At 67.3% G+C, this 14,666-nt stretch carries 17 protein-coding genes; 7 read left to right on the forward strand and 10 right to left on the reverse strand.

Annotation, left to right across the window (positions count from 1 at the left end):
- Positions 1-53 precede the first annotated feature (53 nt).
- Both PVZ72_RS21895 and PVZ72_RS21900 read right to left on the reverse strand, forming a co-directional pair.
- Complete coding sequence (locus tag PVZ72_RS21895) at positions 54-1,352, reverse strand: flavohemoglobin expression-modulating QEGLA motif protein (protein ID WP_007162583.1); 1,299 nt, start codon at positions 1,350-1,352, stop codon at positions 54-56.
- A 90-nt stretch (positions 1,353-1,442) separates the two neighbouring features.
- Positions 1,443-1,868, reverse strand: coding sequence for a VOC family protein (locus PVZ72_RS21900; protein WP_133862875.1), 426 nt, complete (start codon positions 1,866-1,868; stop codon positions 1,443-1,445).
- A gap of 138 nt (positions 1,869-2,006) precedes the next feature.
- On the opposite strand from PVZ72_RS21900, the gene PVZ72_RS21905 reads away from it, so the two are divergent.
- On the forward strand, positions 2,007-2,873 hold the full coding sequence (locus PVZ72_RS21905; RefSeq protein ID WP_273863000.1) for a LysR family transcriptional regulator: 867 nt from the start codon (positions 2,007-2,009) through the stop codon (positions 2,871-2,873).
- Between the two features lie 174 nt (positions 2,874-3,047).
- Here the strand turns inward: PVZ72_RS21905 and PVZ72_RS21910 are convergent, their stop codons facing one another.
- Positions 3,048-4,658, reverse strand: coding sequence for an inorganic phosphate transporter (locus tag PVZ72_RS21910; protein ID WP_273863001.1), 1,611 nt, complete (start codon positions 4,656-4,658; stop codon positions 3,048-3,050).
- A 153-nt stretch (positions 4,659-4,811) separates the two neighbouring features.
- Between PVZ72_RS21910 and PVZ72_RS21915 the strand changes: the two genes are divergently transcribed.
- Entirely contained in the window at positions 4,812-5,453 is a 642-nt protein-coding gene (locus tag PVZ72_RS21915) for a hypothetical protein (RefSeq protein WP_273863002.1), read from the forward strand.
- 45 nt (positions 5,454-5,498) lie between these two features.
- Here the strand turns inward: PVZ72_RS21915 and zapE are convergent, their stop codons facing one another.
- The 3 genes from zapE to PVZ72_RS21930 all read right to left on the reverse strand — a co-directional run bounded on the left by zapE (position 5,499) and on the right by PVZ72_RS21930 (position 8,254).
- Positions 5,499-6,548: a cell division protein ZapE gene (gene zapE / locus PVZ72_RS21920; protein WP_273863003.1), complete on the reverse strand. Its 1,050-nt coding sequence runs from the start codon at positions 6,546-6,548 to the stop codon at positions 5,499-5,501.
- A gap of 78 nt (positions 6,549-6,626) precedes the next feature.
- On the reverse strand, positions 6,627-7,013 hold the full coding sequence (locus PVZ72_RS21925; RefSeq protein ID WP_133862870.1) for an MAPEG family protein: 387 nt from the start codon (positions 7,011-7,013) through the stop codon (positions 6,627-6,629).
- Positions 7,014-7,081: 68 nt separating this feature from the next.
- On the reverse strand, positions 7,082-8,254 hold the full coding sequence (locus PVZ72_RS21930) for a multidrug effflux MFS transporter (RefSeq protein WP_133862869.1): 1,173 nt from the start codon (positions 8,252-8,254) through the stop codon (positions 7,082-7,084).
- Between the two features lie 112 nt (positions 8,255-8,366).
- Here PVZ72_RS21930 and PVZ72_RS21935 point away from each other — a divergent pair, with 112 nt between their 5' ends.
- Positions 8,367-8,996 carry a TetR family transcriptional regulator gene (locus PVZ72_RS21935; protein ID WP_133862868.1) on the forward strand — a complete coding sequence of 210 codons (630 nt, stop codon included), beginning with the start codon at positions 8,367-8,369 and terminating at the stop codon, positions 8,994-8,996.
- Here the strand turns inward: PVZ72_RS21935 and PVZ72_RS21940 are convergent.
- Positions 8,978-9,172, reverse strand: coding sequence for a cation transporter (locus PVZ72_RS21940; protein ID WP_133862867.1), 195 nt, complete (start codon positions 9,170-9,172; stop codon positions 8,978-8,980). The two genes, PVZ72_RS21935 and PVZ72_RS21940, sit on opposite strands and share 19 nt — an antisense overlap.
- Positions 9,173-9,283: 111 nt before the next feature.
- On the opposite strand from PVZ72_RS21940, the gene PVZ72_RS21945 reads away from it, so the two are divergent.
- The 4 genes from PVZ72_RS21945 to PVZ72_RS21960 all read left to right on the forward strand — a co-directional run bounded on the left by PVZ72_RS21945 (position 9,284) and on the right by PVZ72_RS21960 (position 13,611).
- Positions 9,284-11,668, forward strand: a complete 2,385-nt coding sequence (locus PVZ72_RS21945) for a heavy metal translocating P-type ATPase (RefSeq protein WP_273863004.1) — start codon at positions 9,284-9,286, stop codon at positions 11,666-11,668.
- Positions 11,665-12,051 carry a Cu(I)-responsive transcriptional regulator gene (gene cueR, locus PVZ72_RS21950; RefSeq protein WP_187978510.1) on the forward strand — a complete coding sequence of 129 codons (387 nt, stop codon included), beginning with the start codon at positions 11,665-11,667 and terminating at the stop codon, positions 12,049-12,051. The genes PVZ72_RS21945 and cueR overlap by 4 nt, the downstream gene beginning before the upstream one ends.
- A gap of 59 nt (positions 12,052-12,110) precedes the next feature.
- Positions 12,111-12,350, forward strand: coding sequence for a hypothetical protein (locus tag PVZ72_RS21955; protein WP_187978509.1), 240 nt, complete (start codon positions 12,111-12,113; stop codon positions 12,348-12,350).
- 67 nt (positions 12,351-12,417) lie between these two features.
- The gene (locus tag PVZ72_RS21960) at positions 12,418-13,611 is read left to right on the forward strand and encodes a class I SAM-dependent rRNA methyltransferase (protein WP_273863005.1); all 1,194 of its coding nucleotides are present in this window, start codon (positions 12,418-12,420) and stop codon (positions 13,609-13,611) included.
- Positions 13,612-13,664: 53 nt separating this feature from the next.
- Here PVZ72_RS21960 and PVZ72_RS21965 read toward each other — a convergent pair whose 3' ends face one another.
- From PVZ72_RS21965 to PVZ72_RS21975, 3 genes are read right to left on the reverse strand one after another with little or no spacing between them, the layout of a single operon-like run.
- Complete coding sequence (locus tag PVZ72_RS21965) at positions 13,665-14,066, reverse strand: Rho termination factor N-terminal domain-containing protein (RefSeq protein WP_273863006.1); 402 nt, start codon at positions 14,064-14,066, stop codon at positions 13,665-13,667.
- Between the two features lie 57 nt (positions 14,067-14,123).
- Positions 14,124-14,345 carry a YgdI/YgdR family lipoprotein gene (locus PVZ72_RS21970; protein WP_133862861.1) on the reverse strand — a complete coding sequence of 74 codons (222 nt, stop codon included), beginning with the start codon at positions 14,343-14,345 and terminating at the stop codon, positions 14,124-14,126.
- A complete protein-coding gene (locus tag PVZ72_RS21975) occupies positions 14,342-14,578 on the reverse strand; it encodes a hypothetical protein (protein ID WP_133862860.1) in 237 nt (78 codons plus the stop codon). The genes PVZ72_RS21970 and PVZ72_RS21975 overlap by 4 nt, the downstream gene beginning before the upstream one ends.
- Positions 14,579-14,666 lie beyond the last annotated feature (88 nt).

Below are 14,666 nucleotides of genomic sequence, written 5' to 3' on the forward strand. Positions count from 1 at the left end.
CGAAAAAGCCCCGGCCTGCCAGGGCTTTTTCATGTCAGCGCCTGAGCAGACTCTTAGAGGATATTGGCGTAATCCGCCTCGATCCGATCCAGGCTCAGGTGATTGAGGAAGTTGGAGAAGCACATCCAGGCCGCCAGGGCGTTGAGGTCCTGGAATTGCGCCGGCAGGTACTTGGGCGGTACCACCACGCCTTCGTCCACCAGCTGGCGCAGGATGCGCATGTCTTCCAGGGTGGTCTTGCCGCAGAACAGCAGCGGGATCTGCTCCAGCTTGCCCTTGCGCACCGCCAGCTGGATGTAGTTGTAGATCAGGATGAAGCCCTTGAGATAGGACAGGTCCTTGGTGAAGGGCAGCCCCGTCGGCGTCGAGCCGCGAAACACCCGGCTGGCGTTCTGGTAGCCCGACTCCAGGTCGTAGCCCTGCTCCTGGAAGAAGCGGAACACTTCGAGGAAATCGGCACCGTCCTCGGCCAGGTGGATGGCGCGGGTGCGATTGGTCAGCTTGCGCAGCCGGGTCGGATAGGAGGCGAAGGCAATCACCTCCATGAGGATCGCCAGGCCTTCCTGGGTCACGGTGGACGACGGCGGGCCCTTGGCCAGGAAGGTGCAGATCGGCTGGTTCTGGCCATTGAGGGTGGTGCCGACGTGCACCAGGCCCTCGTGGACCTCCAGCGCACGGACGTCGCGTTCGTTGAACAGGGCGTCGGCGCGCACCTTGATGTAGTCGGCGCCGGCCGCGGCGTCGGCGACGATGCCATCGGATTCGAACACCCGGATGGTGCCTTCCGTCTCACCGAACACCCGATTGAGGCGCGCCTGCAGGATGGGCACGGCGTCCTTGGCGGTAAGGGTCTTGGGTTCGTCTTCCAGGGCGCCACGATGGGCGATGTTGTCCAGGTAGCTGGACATCATCATGCCCAGGTCGGCCAGGGTCGGATCGCCGGCATGGAAAGCGTCCGAGGCCGCGCCGTAGAGCTCCTGGGAGATCAGGCCGAAATCCGGGGTGCCGCGCGCCTGCAGCATGCGGATCACCATGCGGTATTCGCGGCACATCCGCCTCATGATCTGGCCGACCGGATTGAACTGGCCGAGCTGGCGGGTGACCTCGCGCTCGATGCTCTGGAATTCGCCCTTGAGCGCATCGCCGTCGAAGCCCAGCGGGCGTCCCTCGTAGAAGGCGCGATCCACCGCCGGCAGGCGCTTGCCCTTGCCCTCCAGGAAACCCTGGCGCACCCCGTCGTCCCACTTCACCGCATCGAGGATGCGGATCGGCGCCTGGGCCGCGACGATGCGATCGGACAGCTGGCGGATGGTCTGGTGATAGGGATCGAGAAAGGGCTGGCGGGCATTCATGACGGCAACCGGGCGACGGGCAAGGCTGCAAGGATGGCCGCTGCCGCGTCTTTTGCCTAGGTTGCGTGACATCAGACCTGCCGAGTCGCCCTATTTGGCGAACAGCTGGCTCATGTCCTTGAAGGCCTTGAACTCCAGGGCATTGCCGCAGGGGTCGAAGAGAAACATGGTGGCCTGCTCGCCGACCTGGCCCTGGAAGCGGATATAGGGCTCGATGACGAACCGGGTTTCCCGGGCGCGCAGACGCTCGGCCAGGGCTTCCCACTCGTCCCAGCCCAGCACGATGCCGAAGTGCGGTACCGGCACGTTGTGCCCGTCCACGGCGTTGGTATGGGCCTCGTCCTGGGACGCGGTCTTGGGGTGCTCGTGGATCACCAGCTGATGGCCATAGAAGTCGAAGTCGACCCAGTGGTCACTGGAGCGACCTTCGGCGAGGCCGAAGACATCACCGTAGAAGTGCCGGGCGGCGGCCAGATCGTAGACGGGAATGGCGAGGTGAAAGGGCGACAGGGCCATGCTGGGAAATCCTGCTGAGGGGGAATGCAGCCATTCTCACCCCAGGTTTTCCTGTGCATAAAGCGTATTTTACTGCCCCCGAGCGACAAAAATTTTGGGGCTCGCTACAGTGGCCTCTCCTGACTTCAGGCCACCATCATGCTTCGCGAACTCAAGACCCTGCTCGCCGTGGCCCGCCATGGCAGTTTTGCCGCGGCCGGTCTGCACGTGGGCCTCACGCCCTCGGCGGTGAGCGCCCAGATCCGCACCCTGGAACAGAATCTGGGCGTGAGCCTGTTCGACCGCAATGGTCGCAGCGCCCTGCTCAATGCCGCCGGTCGCCGGGCCCTGCCGCTGGCCGAAGAGATCCTCGCCACCTATGCGCGCATGGCCGGCGCCGGTGACGAGATCCAGGGCGAATTGCGCATCGGCGCCATCGCCAGCGTCCAGACCGGCCTGCTGCCCGGCACCCTGGTACGGCTGCGCCAGCGGGCGCCACGCCTGGAACCGCGGCTGGTGCCGGGCGTATCCCTGGCGCTGCTCAGCCAGGTGGATGCCGGCGAGCTGGACCTGGCCATCCTCATCCGCCCGCCCTTCGAACTGCCCAAGGAGCTGCACGCCACCACCCTGCTGCAGGAACCCTTCGTGCTGATCGCGCCGCCGGACCTGCCCGGCGATGATCCGCGCCTGCTGCTGGAAACCCAGCCCTTCATCCGCTACGACCGCCACTCCTTTGGCGGGCGCCGGGTCAGCGCCTTTCTGCGCGAGCAGCGGCTGGCGGTGCGCCAGGTGCTCGAACTGGACGAACTCGATGCCATCGTCAAGATGGTGGAACACGGCCTGGGCGTGGCCCTGGTGCCCTGCGCCGGCCTCTGGCTGGAGCATCCCCGGGTGCGCCGGCTGTCCCTGGGCCCCCTCACCTTCCACCGCGAACTGCAGATCATCGCTCGCCACGCCGGGCGCGACCTGCCGGCCGTGGCGCTATTCCGCCGCTGCCTGACCGAAGCCGTGTCAGAGCCTGGTTAAAATCTCGCGAGCTAGAGACAAACAAGGCCTGGGCGGCCCCGCGAAAATAGCTGAGGAAGCGGATCGGACCCGCGCTCGGGTTTACGAGTGGTAAATGAGCATTCCGACGGGGCTGGCCTTCCAGGCCATTTTCAACACAGTTTGGCCGACGCGCAGCAGATTTTGAACAGGCTCTTAGAACAGGTGCACCAGCAGCCAGTAGAGTGACGCGGACAGCGCCATGGCCACCGGCAGGGTGAGCACCCAGGCCAGCGCCAGATTGCGTACCGTCGCCCACTGCAGTCCGGAGCCGTTGGCGGCCATGGTCCCGGCCACCCCGGACGACAGCACATGGGTGGTGGAGACCGGCAGGCCGAAGGCGTCCGCCGCGCCAATGGTGCCCATGGCCACCAGTTCGGCCGAGGCGCCCTGGGCATAGGTCAGGTGGGTCTTGCCGATACGTTCACCGACGGTGATGACGATGCGCCGCCAGCCGACCAGGGTCCCCAGCCCCAGGGCGATGGCCACTGCCACCTTGACCCACAGCGGGATGAAACGGGTGGCCTGGTCGATCTGCCGCTTGAACTCCTTGAGATCCTCCTGCGCCTTGGGCGCCAGCCCCGGCAGGTGCTCCTTTTCCAGCAGGCGGATGGATTCCGAGGCCAGGTACATGGCGTTGCGCACGTTGGGCATGCTCTGCGCCGGCACGTTGTTGAGCGCGCCGTACTGGCGCACCTCGCGGGCGATGTCGTCGGTGATGGCCGCCAGCGCGGGCAGCACCTTGGGGTTGCTCTGCCGCTTGCGCACGAATTCCAGCAGCACCCCGTGGGGATCGGCCGGTGCGGCCTGGGGCGCCGCCTGGCGCAGGCCGCTGGCGGTGACCTCGGCGACGGCGGCGAAGGCTGGCGTGGCCGTGGCCGGCACGGCTCGGTTGAGCGCATAGGCGGTCGGCAGGGCGCCGACCAGGATCAGCATGATCAGGCCCATGCCCTTCTGGCCATCGTTGGAACCATGGGCGAAGGACACCCCGGTGCAGGTCAGGATCAGCAGGCCGCGGATCCACGGCGGCGGCGGCTCGGCGCTCTTCGGCTCCTGGTAGAGCGTCTGGTCGCGCACGATCCGCTTGAGCAGCACCAGCAGCAGCGCGGCGCAGGCGAAGCCGATCAGCGGCGAGAACAGCAGCGCATAGCCGACCTTGGCCACCTGGCCCCAGTCCACGCCGCTGCTGCCATCCATCCCACCCAGCCAGGCATGCATCAGACCGACCCCGATGATGGAGCCGATCAGGGTATGGGAGGACGACGCCGGCAAGCCCAGCCACCAGGTACCGAGATTCCAGATGATGGCGGCGATCAGCAGGGCGAAGATCATCGCGAAGCCCTTGCCCGCGCCCATTTCCACCACCAGGTCCACCGGCAGCAGGGCGATGACGCTGAAGGCCACCGCACCGCTGGAGAACAGCACCCCGAGGAAGTTGCAGAAGCCGGACCAGAGCACCGCCGCATTGGGCGGCAGCGAGTGGGTGTAGATGACCGTGGCCACGGCGTTGGCGGTGTCGTGGAAGCCATTGACGAATTCGAAGCCGAGGGCGATCACCAGCGCCAGCGCCAGACCGGCGAAGGGCAGCCAGGTGGTGGGCGGCGACTGGGCATCGCTGACATCGTTGTGGATACCGCCGAGGGTTACCGCCAGACCGGTTAGCAGCAGCGCGATGAACAGCACGATCCGCAGCGGACCGGGCTTGCGCGAACTGTGCAGGGGATGGGACAGCGGTGACAGGGAGGCGACTGGACTGGACGAAGGCATGGGGCGAACTCCGACACGGGATTTGCCTACCCTGCGCCGGCCACATGACGCTTTTACGTCAGCGAGGTGGCCAGACGACGGATGACCGTCGCGGGCTTTTTTCCACGTCGTCCCTGCCCTGCTAGGCTGGGACTTTGCTCAAGGATCTCGCCGATGTCCCCGCGCTGGCTGCTCTGCCCCCTGCTGCTGCCCCTCGTCACCGGCGCCCTGGCCGCCACGGAGCCTTCACCGCGCAGTTGCGCCCAGGAAATCGGACAGCGGCCCGCTCAGGCCCTGGCCACCACCTGCCGAGCGCTTTCCCCCGCCACGCGACCGCCCTGCAACGCGGCCAACAGCTGCGCCCTGATGCAGGACGAGATCGCCCGCAGCTGCGCCCTGTTCGGCGATGGCGAGGCGGCCAAGGAACCCGGTTGCGGTCCGCTGCCCAGCAGCGCCGAGGCGGCGGCGGCCGTGGTCCGGCGTTACTACCGGGCGCTGGATGCGCGGGACTACGGCACCGCCTGGCAGCTATGGGGAAGCGACGGCCAGCCCGGCAACAGCTACGAGAAATTCCGCCAGGGCTATGCCAGGACTCGCAGCGTCCAGGTGACCCTCGGTCAACCTGGCCCGGTCGAGGGTGCGGCGGGTTCGAGCTATGTCAGCATCCCGGTGACGGTCAAGGCGCGCCTCGCCGACGGTACCCGCCAGACCTTCAGCGGCCGCTATCAGCTACGCCGGGTCAACGACGTCGACGGCGACTCGGCCGAGCAGCGCCGCTGGCACCTGGGCAGTGCGAAGCTGAAGGCCGAGCGCTAGGCTCTGTATGAAAGGTCGCCGAGCGCAGGCACTTTTCGTACAGTGCTAGTCCGGCCCGATCTGCCGCAGCTGGGATAGCCGGCTGCGCGTCCGCGACATGTCGGCGATCTCGCTGTCGGCCAGGGTCTCGTCGAGGGGCGCGGTGCTGACCAGGAACAGCGCCAGGCGACGGTCGTAGAGCACGTCCACCAGGTTGATGAAGCGCTGGCGGGCGGCGGGACTGGCGTCGCGCAGCGGCGGCACGGCATCGAGCAGCCAGCGCTGCCAGGTTTCGCTCAGGGTCAGGTAGTCGAGGACCGCGGTGGGGCCTTCGCAGAGATCGGCGAAGCTGAAGTGCAGCAGCCCCTCCGCGGCGCTGATGGCGGGCAGGCTGCGATGGCCTACCGGCACCTCGATCCGGGTCTCCGCCAGCGGCGGCAGCCCCAGCGCCTGGCGCTGTTCCAGGCTGCCCGGCCAGAGATAGGCGCCGATACCGAAGGGATCGGGCTCGGCAGGACTGGCGCCGCGATAGTCCTGGGTACCGGCCACCGCGAGGATGTCCATGCGCGTCTCGATCAACCGGATCGCCGGCAGGAAGCGCTCGTGGTAGAGGGGATTGGGCAGCAGTCCTTCCGGCGGATAGTTGGAGGTGGTGATCAGCACCACGCCGCGGCTGAACAGCGCCTTGAACAGCCGGGTGATGAGCATGGCATCGCCGATGTCATGCACATGGAATTCATCGAAACAGAGCAGTCGGCAACCTGCGAGCAGTTCGTCCAGGCTGGCGGCCAGGGCATCGCCACCCGGCGGCTGGCGAAACATCCGCTCGTGCAGTTCACGAAAGAAGGCATGGAAGTGCACCCGGCGCTTCTCGGCGAATGGCAGGGCGGCGAAGAAACCGTCCAGCAGGAAGCTCTTGCCGCGCCCTACCGGGCCCCAGAGATAGAGACTGCGCGGCGCCTGGCGACGGAACAGGCGCGGGCGCAGGAGTTCGTCAGCGAGCTGGGCAAAACGGTCGATGGCGGCCTGTTGCGCTGCATCCAGGGTATAGCCGCGGCCCTGGGCGAGCTCGGCGAAGTGCCCCAGCACCTGCTGGGCGGGCGAAGGAGACGTCATGCAGGCGGCCAGCCGGGAAAGACAGGGCGCTAATGAAGCTACAGCCGTCGCNGGTCAAGACCGGCAGCGACGTTGCACTCAGGCCGCGGCGATGAACAGGCAGAGGCAGCAAAATATCCCGCCGACCCAGGCCAGCGAACGGCGGGTGGCGTGGTCACGGATATACAGCCAGGTATAGGCGATGCGGCTCAGCAGGAAGAGGAAGGCCCAGAAGTTGATGGTGCCCTGGTCGGCGCCACCGGTGACGTGGGCGACGATTACCGCCGCGGCGAACAGCGGATTGATCTCGAAGGCATTCTGCTGGGCAGCGTTGGCCCGCGCCCGGGCACCCTCCAGCTTGCCGAGAAAGCTGCGCGGATCCCGATTGTCCTCGGGCGTGAAACCGCTGCCCTTGAACTTGGCGTAGTAGGCCGCGCCATAGGGCACGAGGTAGACGAGGAAGATGCACCAGTAGGCAAAGGTCATGTCGGCGTCCCTGGAAGGATGAGGGTTCGCCTATCTGACCTGCCGCGCCGGGAAAAATCCACTCTACCTCAGACGGCTGTGGATCTGTGGGTCCAGCGCGCCATCAGCGCGGTCGCCACCGCGCAGAGCGCCAGCACCGCGCACATGGGCACCACGGTGCCGTTGTGCAGGGCGCCCACGCTGCTGGAAGCCAGCGCCGCCAGGATGAATTGCAGGCTGCCCATCAGCGCCGAGGCACTGCCGGCATTGGCGCCCTGCCCGGCCAGGGCGCAGGCCGAGGCGTTGGGCACGATGCCGCCGAGCAGGGCGATGGCGCAGAACAGCGGGACCATCAGCACCGGCAGGGCCTTGGGCTGGAAGGCGCCGACCAGCAGCAGGACCAGTCCCGCCGCGGCATAGGCCACCACCGCGCGCCGCAGCCAGAAGGCCGGGCCCTGGCGGACCACCAGGCGGGCATTGAGCTGTCCGAGCAGGATGAAGCCGGCGGCGTTGAGGCCGAATACCCAGCCGTAGTGCTCGGGTTTGACGCCATAGAGTTCGATCAGCACGAAGGGCGAACCGGAGATGTAGGCGAACATTCCGGCCATGGCGATGCCGCCGGTGAGGGTGTGGCCGATGAAGGTGCGATCGCGCAGCAGCCGCAGGTAGTTGCGCAAGGCCCCCCGCAGCGGCGGCCGCGGATGGTGCGCCGGCAGGGATTCGGGCAGCCAGAGCGCCACCGCGGTGCCGCAGGCGGCGGCGAACAGCGCCAGGCTGACGAAGATCGCCTGCCAGCCAAAGGTGCTGAGCAGCAGGCTACCGGCAAAGGGCGCGATGATGGGGGCGATCCCGGTCACCAGCATGATCTGCGAAAAGGCCCGCGCCGCGGCCATCGGCTCGCAGAGATCGCGTACCACGGCCCGCGCGATCACCATGCCGGCGCAACCGCCCAGGGCCTGGACGAAGCGCGCGGCGATCAGCCAGGGCAGGTTGGGCGCCAGGGCACAGCCCAGCGAGGCCAGGCAGAACAGGCCGATGCCGATCAGCAGCGGCAGGCGGCGGCCGAAGCGGTCTGCCAGGGGGCCATAGAACAGCTGGCCGCTGGCAAGACCGGCGAAATACACCGCCAGACTCAGCTGCACGTGTTCGATATCGGTGGCGAACGACCGTGCCAGCGAGGGGAAGCTGGGCAGGTACATGTCGATGGCGAAGGGAGCGAAGGCCGAGAGGGCCCCGAGAATCAACAATAAGCGAAAGGTCATGAAGCCTGATCCGATGGAAGCGGAAATGTCACGCAGTTACATACAATCATGTTTGTAAAAGCGGCGAGGCGAGCTAGACTGCGTGGCAGACCCACTGCCAGTCAGATCACCCATGCGTCGTACGAAAGAAGAAGCCGAACAGACCCGCCAAGCCATTCTCGATGCGGCGGAAGCCCTGTTCCTGACCAATGGCGTGGCGCGTACCAGCCTGGAAATGATCGCCCGCGAATGCGGCGTCACCCGGGGTGCAGTGTACTGGCATTTCCAGAACAAGGCCCACCTGTTCCACGAAATGCTTAGCCAGATAAGGATCCCGGCCGACGAACTGACCGAGCGCCTGCGCGTCGACGGCGAGGAAGACAGCCTGCAGCGGCTGTTCAAACTGTGCATCGAAGGCATGGCGAAATTCACCCAGCCCGGCCGGGAGCAGCGGGTGATGACCATCCTGCTGCACCGCTGCGAATTCACCGAAGAGTTGCGCGAGGCCGAGGAGCGCGATCTGCAGTTCCTGCGGCAGTTCATCCGCATCACCGACGCCCTCTTCACCGCCCAGGCCGCCCGTCTGCAGCCGGGCGTGACGCCGCAGCTGGCCAGCCGGATGCTGCACAGCCTGTTTCTCGGCACCCTCTCCGACCTGCTGCGCGACGAACAGACCTTCGCCCCGCTGCTGGCCGCCGATCAGGTATTCACCACCTTCTTCCGCGCCATCGTGCGCGACTGGACTCAGTCGGCGACGGTATAGCCCGCCTGCTCGATGGCCTGACGGAAGGGCGCATTCACCTCGGCGCTGTCGATGCGCACCTCGCCCGCCTGCAGGTCCACCTCCACCCGGGCGCGATTGTCCACCTTGAGCACGGCGGATTCGATGGCGCTCACGCAGTGGGCGCAACTCATTCCGATCACCTTGATGACATGCATGGTCTTCTCCTGTCGGTCTTGACCTCTTTCTCCTGACGCCAGCGCCAGGCTCGGGTTCCAGTGTTGACCTTGACCCGAGGTCAAGGTCAACACTGAGCTCAGGAGGTGCCCATGCACGAATTCGAACTCTCCATCAGTGGCATGACCTGCGCGGCCTGCGCCGGTCGGGTCGAGCGCGCCCTGCAGAAGGTCCCGGCGGTCAGCGCGGCCGGTGTCAACCTGGCCAGCGAAAAGGCCCGCGTCAGCGCGCCGGTCGACGCGGCGCCGGCGCTGGCCGAGGCGGTCAGCGCGGCTGGCTACCAGGTGGCCGAGGTCGAGCATGACCTGGCGCTGTCCGGCATGAGCTGCGCCAACTGCGCCGGGCGGATCGAAAAGGTCCTGCGTACGGTGCCCGGGGTGCTGGCCGCCGAGGTCAACCTGGCCAGCGAAAGAGCCCGGGTGAAGACCCTGGCCGCGGTCGAGACGCCAGCCCTGATCGCCGCGGTGGAAGCCGCCGGCTACGGCGCCGAGGATCGCCACGCCGAAGACGAGCGTTCAGCGCCGGCCCGTCAGGGTGTGCCCTGGGAGGGTCTGGAGCGGGCCCTGGCGCTGCTGCTGGCAGCGCCACTGATCCTGCCCATGCTGCTGACACCCTTCGGCTGGCACCTGATGCCGCCCGCCTGGCTGCAATTCCTGCTGGCGACGCCGGTGCAGTTCCTCGTCGGCGCGCGCTTCTATCGCGGCGCCTGGCATGCCCTGCGCGCGCGCAGCGGCAACATGGATGTGCTGGTCGCCCTGGGCACCAGCGCCGCCTTTGGCCTGAGTCTCTATCTCTGGCTGGTCAAGGGCAGCCCGCACCTCTATTTCGAGACGGCGGCCATGGTCATCGCCCTGGTGCGCCTGGGCAAATACCTGGAAACCCGCGCCAAGCGCCGCACCGGCGCGGCGCTGCGCGCCCTGGAAGCCCTGCGCCCGGAAAGCGCCCGGCGCCTCGATGCGAACGGCGAGGAAGAAGAAGTCGCCCTGAATCGCCTGCGCCTGGGCGATCGCCTGCAGCTGCGTCCGGGCGAACGCATCCCGGCCGACGGCCGCATCCTGCAGGGTGAGAGCCAGGTCGACGAAGCCCTGCTCACCGGTGAAAGCCGCCCGGTCGCCAAGGGTCCCGGCGACGAGGTGGTGGGGGGCGCCATCAACGGCGAGGGCAATCTGCAGATCGAGGTCACCGCCCTGGGTGGCGAGACGGTGCTGGCCGGCATCATCCGCCTGGTGGAAGACGCCCAGGCCACCAAGGCGCCCATCCAGCAGCTGGTGGATCGCATCAGCCGGGTGTTCGTCCCGGTGGTGGTGGCCCTGGCCCTGGTCACCCTGCTCGGCTGGCTGCTGAGCGGCCACGCCCTGGAGCCCAGTCTGCTCGCCGCCGTGGCGGTACTGGTCATCGCCTGCCCCTGCGCCCTCGGGCTGGCCACCCCCGCCGCTCTCATGGCCGGCACCGGGGTGGCGGCGCGCCACGGCATCCTGATCAAGGACGCCGAGACCCTGGAGCGCGCCCAGGGCATCACCAGCGTGGTCTTCGACAAGACCGGCACCCTGACCGCCGGCCAGTTGCGCCTGCGCCAGCTGGCCACGGCACCCGGCATCGAGGAAGCCGAATTGCTGAGCCTGGCCGGCAGTCTGCAACGCGGCAGCGAGCATCCCCTGGCCGCGGCGGTTCTCCTGGCCTGTCGGGACCGCGGCCTGGACACCCCACCCGCCCGGGACGTCCGCGCCCTGCCCGGCCGTGGCCTCCAGGGCAGCTGGCGGGAGCGCTCCCTGCTGCTGGGCAATGCGCGGCTGCTGGCCGAACAACAGCTGGACGCCGGCCCCCTGGCCGACGCCGCCCGCGCCTGGGAGGACCAGGGCCTTACGCTGTCCTGGCTGCTGGAGACCGGTGCCCCGGCGCGGGTGCTGGGGCTGCTGGCCTTTGGCGACGAGATCCGTCCGGGTGCTGCCGAGGCCATCGCCCGGTTGCGCCGCGACGGCATCGATAGCTGGCTGCTGACCGGTGACAACCGCGGCAGCGCCCGCCAGGTGGCTACCGCTCTGGGCATCGAGCAGTGGGAGGCCGAGGTGTTGCCTGCCGACAAGACCGCCGTGGTGGCCCGGCTGCAGGCGAGCCGGGGCGGCGTCGCCATGGTCGGCGACGGCCTCAACGACGCCCCGGCGCTGGCCGCCGCCGAACTGGGCGTCGCCATGGGTTCGGGTACCGCCGCCGCGCGCCATGCGGCCGGCATCACCCTGCTGCAGGAGGATCCGCGCCAGGTGGTGGCGGCACTGGACATCGCCCGGCGCACCCAGCGCAAGATCCGCCAGAATCTGTTCTGGGCCTTCGTCTACAATGTCATCGGCCTGCCGCTGGCCGCCCTGGGTCTGCTCGATCCGGTCTATGCCGGCGCCGCCATGGCCTTTTCCAGCGTCAGTGTCCTGGCCAATGCCCTGCTGCTCGGCCGCTGGCGCCCATCCGGAGACTCCCTGTCATGAACATCGGTCAGGCCGCCAAGGCCAGCGGGCTCACCGCCAAGATGCTGCGCTACTACGAGCGCATCGGCCTGCTGGCGCCCGCCGGGCGCACCGACAGCGGCTATCGCCAGTACGGCGCCGAAGACCTGCGGGTGCTGGCCTTCGTCCGCCGCTCGCGGGAGCTGGGCTTCAGCCTGGAGGAGATCCGCCAGCTGCTCAGCCTCTGGCAGGATCGCCAGCGCGCCAGTGCCGACGTCAAGGCGCTGGCCAAGCGGCACATCGCCGAGCTCGACCAGAAGATCGGCGAACTGACCCGCCTGCGCAGCACCCTGGGCGAGCTGGTGTCCTGCTGCCATGGCGACGCCAGCCCAGACTGCCCGATCCTCGATAGCCTGGGGGGCTGACGCAACCGCTGCCGCCTCGCGGGGTCCATCGGTTATCCCCCCGCTACCGAGGCACCCCCATGCAGACCCTGCACCACTACCAGATCCGCTATCGCCTCAATGGCGAGCCCCTTACCCACGAGCTGGAGAGCTTCGCGCCGGTCACCGAGGAAGAAGCGCTGCTGCAGTTGCTCATCAAGCACGTCGAGGAACCCCAGGTGGTGGTCGATGCGCCCTGGGAGCACCATGCCCAGCCGAGCATCGCCCGTCGCGCCCAGGAAGCCGGGCTGAGCGATATCGAGGTCAGCCAGCGGGACTGACGGCCGGCCCAGGCGGGTGGCTTTGCGCTATAATTCCGCGCTTTTGCCCCCTTCGCCGGAGACCTTCATGACCCTGCCTCGCCTGCGCCTCAAAGCCAATGCCGACCGCCGTCTGCGCGCCGGGCACCTCTGGGTGTACAGCAACGAGGTGGACGTCGTCGCCACCCCGCTCACCGCCTTCGAACCGGGCGACCAGGCCATCCTGGAAACCACCAGCGGCAAGCCGCTCGGCCTGGTGGCGCTGTCGCCCAACAACCTGATCTGCGCCCGACTGTTCTCCCGTGACACCGGCTACCTGCTGGACAAGTCGCTGTTGGTGCACCGCTTCAAGGTCGCCCTGAGCCTGCGCGAGCGGCTGTTCGGCAGCCACTGCTATCGCCTGGTCTACGGCGATTCGGACTTCCTGCCCGGCCTGGTGGTGGATCGCTTCAACGACATCCTGGTGGTACAGATCGCTTCCGCCACCATGGAGCGCCAGCGCGACGCCATCCTCGCCGCCCTGCTGCAGGTGTTCAAACCCCAGGGCGTGCTGTGGAAGAACGATGGCAGCGCCCGCGCCGCCGAAGGCCTCTCCAGCTACGTGGAAGTGGCTTACGGCGAGGTCCCCGACTGGGTGGCGCTGGAAGAGAACGGCGTGCGCTTCGAGGCGCCGGTCCGCGAAGGCCAGAAGACCGGCTGGTTCTATGACCACCGCCTGAACCGTGCGCGCCTGGCGCCCTATGTCGAAGGCAAGCGGGTGCTCGACCTGTTCAGCTACATCGGCGGCTGGGGCGTGCAGGCCGCGGCCTTCGGCGCCAGCGAGGTCATGTGCGTGGACGCTTCGGGCTTTGCCCTCGACGGCGTGGAGCGCAATGCCACCCTCAACGGCCTGGCGGAAAAGCTGGTGTGCGTCGAGGGCGATGTCTTCGAGGCGCTCAAGGAACTCAAGGCCGGTGAAGAGAAATTCGACGTCATCGTGGCCGACCCGCCGGCCTTCATCAAGAAGCGCAAGGACCTGAAGAACGGCGAGGCCGCCTACCGTCGCCTCAATGAACAGGCCATGCGCCTGCTGAACAAGGACGGCATCCTGGTCAGCGCCTCCTGCTCCATGCATCTGCCCGAAGACGACCTGCAGAACATCCTGCTCTGCAGCGCCCGCCATCTGGATCGCAACCTGCAGATCCTCGAACGCGGTGCCCAGGGCCCGGATCACCCGGTGCACCCGGCCATCCCGGAGACTCGCTACATCAAGAGCCTCACCTGCCGTCTGCTGCCCAGCTGAACGCCAGGCAGACAAAAGCCGGACACTGTCCGGCTTTTTTTATCTCCAATGCCTCAACTCAAGGCACGAATCAACTCGTCTTTCTTCATCCGCGACCGACCGCGAACGTTCTGCTCGGCCGCCTTCCTGACCAGCTCATCGCGAGTCATGTCGCTCAGCGAGGTGCTGCCGCCAGGCGAACTCCGCGCCGCGGTACGACCGCTGTTGGGCGACTGGCCCTGCCTGGTCGCCACTGCACGCCGGGCGGAATCCTTGCGATCCGCGCGCTTGGCGGTACCGCTCTTGGACTTGCCGGAGCCACTCTGTTCGCCACCGCCGGACTGCTTGTTCACCGTCGCCCAGGCCCGCGCCTCTGCTTCATCCTTGGAGACGCCTTTTTTCTCGTAGCTCTCCTCGATGTGCTCGGCCTTGCGTACCTGCTTGTCGCTGTACGTGGATTTGTCGCCGCGGGGCATGGCAGTCTCCTGGGAAGGACTTGTTTGAAAGGTCACCGAACGAAGGTCAGGCAAGGCCTAGTCTTCCGCTTTGATGGTGGCGACATCGCCTGCCTTCACCCGCACATGACGACCCGCCACATCGGTGAATTCATAGAAGCCATCGGACGTCTTGGTGTTGGGCCTATCTTCGGTGATGTACTGGGTACCGTCCTGCAGGGTCACCACCGTCTCGGTGGAGCAGGCCGCAAGGCCCAGCAGGGTCATGGTCAGCAATCCACCGCTCAGCAGGCGTTTCATGGGGCTTCCGGTGCGACGCGATGGATGGAGACATCGTGCAGTGCCACCAGCGCCTGACCGGACTCGATGTCGGCGAGGTGGAAGCGCTCGTCGTTGATCGCGTCCAGGTGCCGGCAGGCCAGTTCGCGGACCACGTCGGTGATGGGTACGTCCAGGTTGCTGATACGGTCGGTATAGCTTTCGCCCAGCAATTTGTAGTGGATTTCGTAGTGGCTATCGGTGTCGTCACGCATGAGGGATCTCCGCGAAAAGGCTGCCCGACTCGGGTTATTTCTATAGAGCCTGGGCAACCAGAGCGGTTCTTTTCCGCCCGTCAGACGC

This window comes from Pseudomonas sp. LA5 (assembly GCF_028640825.1).
GTDB classification, from domain to species: Bacteria; Pseudomonadota; Gammaproteobacteria; order Pseudomonadales; family Pseudomonadaceae; genus Chryseomonas; species Chryseomonas aestiva.

Excerpts from the sequence above, each read along its gene's own strand:
- PVZ72_RS21895 (WP_007162583.1), bottom strand. The coding sequence starts at position 1,352 with ATGAATGCCCGCCAGCCCTTTCTCGATCCCTATCACCAGACCATCCGC.
- PVZ72_RS21900 (WP_133862875.1), bottom strand. The coding sequence starts at position 1,868 with ATGGCCCTGTCGCCCTTTCACCTCGCCATTCCCGTCTACGATCTGGCC.
- PVZ72_RS21905 (WP_273863000.1), top strand. The coding sequence starts at position 2,007 with ATGCTTCGCGAACTCAAGACCCTGCTCGCCGTGGCCCGCCATGGCAGT.
- PVZ72_RS21910 (WP_273863001.1), bottom strand. The coding sequence starts at position 4,658 with ATGCCTTCGTCCAGTCCAGTCGCCTCCCTGTCACCGCTGTCCCATCCC.
- PVZ72_RS21915 (WP_273863002.1), top strand. The coding sequence starts at position 4,812 with ATGTCCCCGCGCTGGCTGCTCTGCCCCCTGCTGCTGCCCCTCGTCACC.
- zapE (WP_273863003.1), bottom strand. The coding sequence starts at position 6,548 with ATGACGTCTCCTTCGCCCGCCCAGCAGGTGCTGGGGCACTTCGCCGAG.
- PVZ72_RS21925 (WP_133862870.1), bottom strand. The coding sequence starts at position 7,013 with ATGACCTTTGCCTACTGGTGCATCTTCCTCGTCTACCTCGTGCCCTAT.
- PVZ72_RS21930 (WP_133862869.1), bottom strand. The coding sequence starts at position 8,254 with ATGACCTTTCGCTTATTGTTGATTCTCGGGGCCCTCTCGGCCTTCGCT.
- PVZ72_RS21935 (WP_133862868.1), top strand. The coding sequence starts at position 8,367 with ATGCGTCGTACGAAAGAAGAAGCCGAACAGACCCGCCAAGCCATTCTC.
- PVZ72_RS21940 (WP_133862867.1), bottom strand. The coding sequence starts at position 9,172 with ATGCATGTCATCAAGGTGATCGGAATGAGTTGCGCCCACTGCGTGAGC.
- PVZ72_RS21945 (WP_273863004.1), top strand. The coding sequence starts at position 9,284 with ATGCACGAATTCGAACTCTCCATCAGTGGCATGACCTGCGCGGCCTGC.
- cueR (WP_187978510.1), top strand. The coding sequence starts at position 11,665 with ATGAACATCGGTCAGGCCGCCAAGGCCAGCGGGCTCACCGCCAAGATG.
- PVZ72_RS21955 (WP_187978509.1), top strand. The coding sequence starts at position 12,111 with ATGCAGACCCTGCACCACTACCAGATCCGCTATCGCCTCAATGGCGAG.
- PVZ72_RS21960 (WP_273863005.1), top strand. The coding sequence starts at position 12,418 with ATGACCCTGCCTCGCCTGCGCCTCAAAGCCAATGCCGACCGCCGTCTG.
- PVZ72_RS21965 (WP_273863006.1), bottom strand. The coding sequence starts at position 14,066 with ATGCCCCGCGGCGACAAATCCACGTACAGCGACAAGCAGGTACGCAAG.
- PVZ72_RS21970 (WP_133862861.1), bottom strand. The coding sequence starts at position 14,345 with ATGAAACGCCTGCTGAGCGGTGGATTGCTGACCATGACCCTGCTGGGC.
- PVZ72_RS21975 (WP_133862860.1), bottom strand. The coding sequence starts at position 14,578 with ATGCGTGACGACACCGATAGCCACTACGAAATCCACTACAAATTGCTG.